The sequence below is a fragment of the Streptomyces rugosispiralis genome, from assembly GCF_024505145.1.
GTDB classification, from domain to species: Bacteria; Actinomycetota; Actinomycetes; order Streptomycetales; family Streptomycetaceae; genus Streptomyces; species Streptomyces rugosispiralis.
This window is the reverse complement of the sequence record NZ_JANIAA010000121.1, coordinates 1-3747: the sequence shown is the minus strand read 5'-3', so window position 1 is coordinate 3747 and position 3747 is coordinate 1. Positions and strand designations below refer to the sequence as shown.

The window sequence follows — 3747 nt, the reverse complement described above, 5'->3', positions numbered from 1 at the left end:
CTGGCCGATGGCGATGGTGTGTCGGTGCTGCGCCGGGATCGTCCGGAGCCCCCGACCGTCATGGCGGCTTTGGGCGGGCTGTATGTCCGGGGCGTGGAGGTGGACTGGGACGCGGTGTTCCCCGGCGGTCGGCGGGTCGATCTCCCCACCTATGCGTTCCAACGGCAGCGTTTCTGGCTGGAGTCGTCCCCTGAGCAGCCCGCGGCCAGCGCCGTTGACGCGGCGTTCTGGGACGCGGTCGAGCGCGGGGACGCGCTGGCGCTGGGCATTGACGAGGAACAGCCGTTGAGCGCCGTACTGCCTGCCTTGGCGTCGTGGCGGAGGGCACGGCAGGAGCGTTCGGTCATCGATGGTTGGCGTTATCGGCTCGGCTGGTCCCCGATCCCGGTGGTGTCCGGGGAGGTGGGCCTCACCGGCACTTGGCTGGTTGTGGTCGAGCCGGGTGCGGACGGCACCGATGTGGTTGCTGCGCTGCGTTCGGCCGGTGCCGGGGTCAGTGTCGAGGTCGTGACGGGCGAAACGGTCGGCGAGCTGGACGCGGGTCCGGTTGCGGGTGTGGTGTCGTTGTTGTCGGTCGAGGCGACGGTGCTATTGCTCCAGGCCCTTGTGGCGGCCGGGGTCGATGCGCCGTTGTGGTGTGTCACTCGTGGTGCGGTCTCGGTGGTCGAGGGTGATCTGGTGGATCCTGATCAGGCGGGAATCTGGGGTCTTGGCCGTGTGATCGGTTTGGAGCATCCGGACCGTTGGGGTGGTCTGGTCGATCTGCCTGCCGAAATGGACGGTCGCGTTGGGGACGCGCTGGTCGGCGTTCTCGTCGGGGGCACTGGTGAGGATCAGATAGCCGTCCGTGCCACGGGTACATGGGGTGCCCGTTTGGAGCGGGCGATGCCGGTTGGTGACGCGGGTGGTGAGGCACCGACCATGTGGTGTGGGCGTGGTGCCGCGCTGGTCACTGGTGGTACGGGTGCTCTGGGCGGTCAGGTGGCGCGTTGGCTGGTGGGCAGGGGTGTGGAGCGGGTTGTGCTGGTGAGCCGGCGGGGGGCTGAGGCGCCGGGTGCCGCCGAGCTGGTGGCCGAGCTGGGGAGCCGAGTGCGCGTCGTGGCCTGCGATGTCGGCGATCGTGAGGCGCTCGCCACTCTTCTGGCGACGATCCCGGATGTGCGTACCATCGTGCATGCGGCGGGCGTCCTTGACGACGGGGTGCTCGAATCGCTGGTCCCGGAGCGGATTCGTGAGGTGATGCGGGCCAAGGCCGACGGTGCCCGCCATCTCCATGAGTTGACCCGTGACACCGATCTCGACGCCTTCGTGTTGTTCTCCTCGGCCGCGGGGACTGTGGGCAATGCGGGTCAGGGGAGCTATGCGGCGGCCAACGCTGTCCTGGACGGGTTGGCGTGGCGGCGTCGGGCCGAAGGCCTGGTGGCCACATCGGTGGCCTGGGGAGCCTGGGCCGAATCCGGTATGGCCGCGGAGGTGGCGCGGTCGCAGGGCATGGATCCGACGTCGGCGCTCGCCGCCCTGGGGCTGGTGCTGGCCGCTGACGAGACCACGGTGATGGTGGCCGACATCGACTGGGCAACCTTCGGGGCCCGGTTCACCGCCTCACGGCCGAGCCCGCTGCTCAGCGAGTTGCTCGGCGACGGATTCGTGCCGACCGAGGCGGCCGACGGCGAACCGGCCGACGCGTTCGCCACCCGCCTTGAAGCCATGGCCGAGCGGGAGCGGGCGGCCACCGTGCTGGACCTCGTCCGTACGCATGTGGCCGCTGTCCTGGGACACTCGGCATCCGAGGCGATCGACCCGGCCCGGCCCTTCCAGGAGATCGGTTTCGACTCGCTCACCGCGGTGGAGCTGCGGAACCGGCTCACCGCGGCCACCGGGGTACGGTTCCCGGCATCCGTGATCTACGACTACCCGACCCCGGCAGCGCTCGCCGAGCATGTGTGCCGGGAGGCGCTGGGCCTGGGCGGACGGACACCGGCCCCGGTGGTGACACGCCCGGTGGACGATGAACCGATCGCCATCATCGGGATGAGCTGCCGTTTCCCCGGCGGGGTGAACTCGCCGGAGGACCTATGGAGGCTGCTGGCCGAGGGTCGTGACGCAGTGTCGGAGTTCCCTGCGGACCGGGGCTGGAACCTGGCCGAGCTGTACGACCCGGATCCCGACCACCCTGGCTCCTCGTACGTCCGGGCGGGCGGATTCCTCGATGACGCGGCCGCGTTCGATCCCGGCTTCTTCGGGATTTCGCCGCGCGAGGCGCTCGCGATGGACCCGCAGCAGCGGCTGTTGCTGGAGGTCGCCTGGGAGGCGTTCGAGCGCGCCCGTATGTCCCCTGCCACCCTCAAGGGCAGCCGGACCGGGGTGTTCGTCGGGACCAACGGCCAGGACTACGCCGCTCTGGCGAGCGGGGCCCCGCAGAGCGCGGAGGGGTATCTGGGCACGGGCAGTGCCGCCAGTGTCGCCTCGGGCCGACTGGCGTACACCTTCGGCCTCGAGGGCCCGGCGGTCACCGTGGACACGGCCTGCTCGTCGTCGCTGGTCGCGCTGCACCTCGCCGCACAGGCCCTGCGCTCCGGCGAATGCTCCTTGGCCTTGGCCGGCGGTGCGACCGTCATGGCCACTCCGGCGGCCTTCCTGGAATTCTCCCGGCAGCGTGCGTTGGCGGCCGATGGCCGCTGCAAGGCGTTCGCGGCGGCGGCGGACGGCACCGGCTGGGGTGAGGGCGTCGGCATGCTCCTGGTGGAGCGGCTCTCCGACGCGGAGCGCAACGGCCACCGGGTGCTGGCGGTGATGCGTGGCTCCGCCGTCAACCAGGACGGCGCGTCCAACGGGCTCACGGCGCCGAACGGCCCGTCGCAGCAGCGGGTGATCCGGCAGGCCCTGGCGAACGCCCGGCTGTCCGCCACGGACATCGATGTGGTGGAGGCGCACGGCACCGGCACCAGCCTCGGCGACCCGATCGAGGCGCAGGCACTGCTTGCCACGTACGGTCAGGGCCGGCCCGAGAACACGCCACTGTGGCTCGGCTCGGTGAAGTCCAACATCGGGCACACCCAGGCGGCCGCCGGTGTCGCCGGTGTGATCAAGATGGTCATGGCCATGAGCCACGGTGTACTGCCGCCGACCCTGCATGTCGACTCGCCCTCGCCCCATGTGGACTGGGCGGCGGGCCAGGTCGAGTTGCTCGTCGAAGCGAGGGAGTGGCCGCGGACCGGCGCTCCTCGCCGGGCGGGTGTGTCCTCGTTCGGGGTCAGCGGCACCAACGCCCATGTGATCGTCGAGCAGGGGCCGGAGGTGGCCCGGCCCGATCGGGTGCGCGGGCCCGACCTGGAGCTGCCCGTGCCGTGGGTGCTGTCAGGTGCGGGAGAGGCCGGGCTGAGGGCCCAGGTCGAGCGCCTGGCGTCCTTCATCGACGCCCATCCCGGCCTGGATCCCGCCGATGTCGGGTGGACGTTGGTGGCCGGCCGTTCGCGTCAGTCGCACCGCGCCGTAGTGGTGGGCGCGGACCTCGCGGAGCTACGACGTGGACTGGACGTCGTCTCGACCGGTGGCGCCGCCCGGTCCGGCCGCAAGGTGGTGTTCGTCTTCCCCGGCCAGGGGTCGCAGTGGGCCGGAATGGCCATGGAACTGTTGGCGCACTCACCGGTGTTCGCGGGGCGGATGCGTGAATGCGCCGATGCGCTCGCCCCGTTCGCCGATTGGTCGCTGTTCGATGCGCTGGGTGATGAGGTTGCGCTGAGTCGT

General features: G+C 70.9%; 1 protein-coding gene. It reads left to right on the top strand.

The features are described 5' to 3' along the window. Nucleotides 1-24: 24 nt before the first annotated feature. A partial coding sequence (locus NP777_RS46580; protein WP_449343569.1) for an SDR family NAD(P)-dependent oxidoreductase occupies nucleotides 25-3747 on the top strand: 3723 nt, incomplete at its 3' end.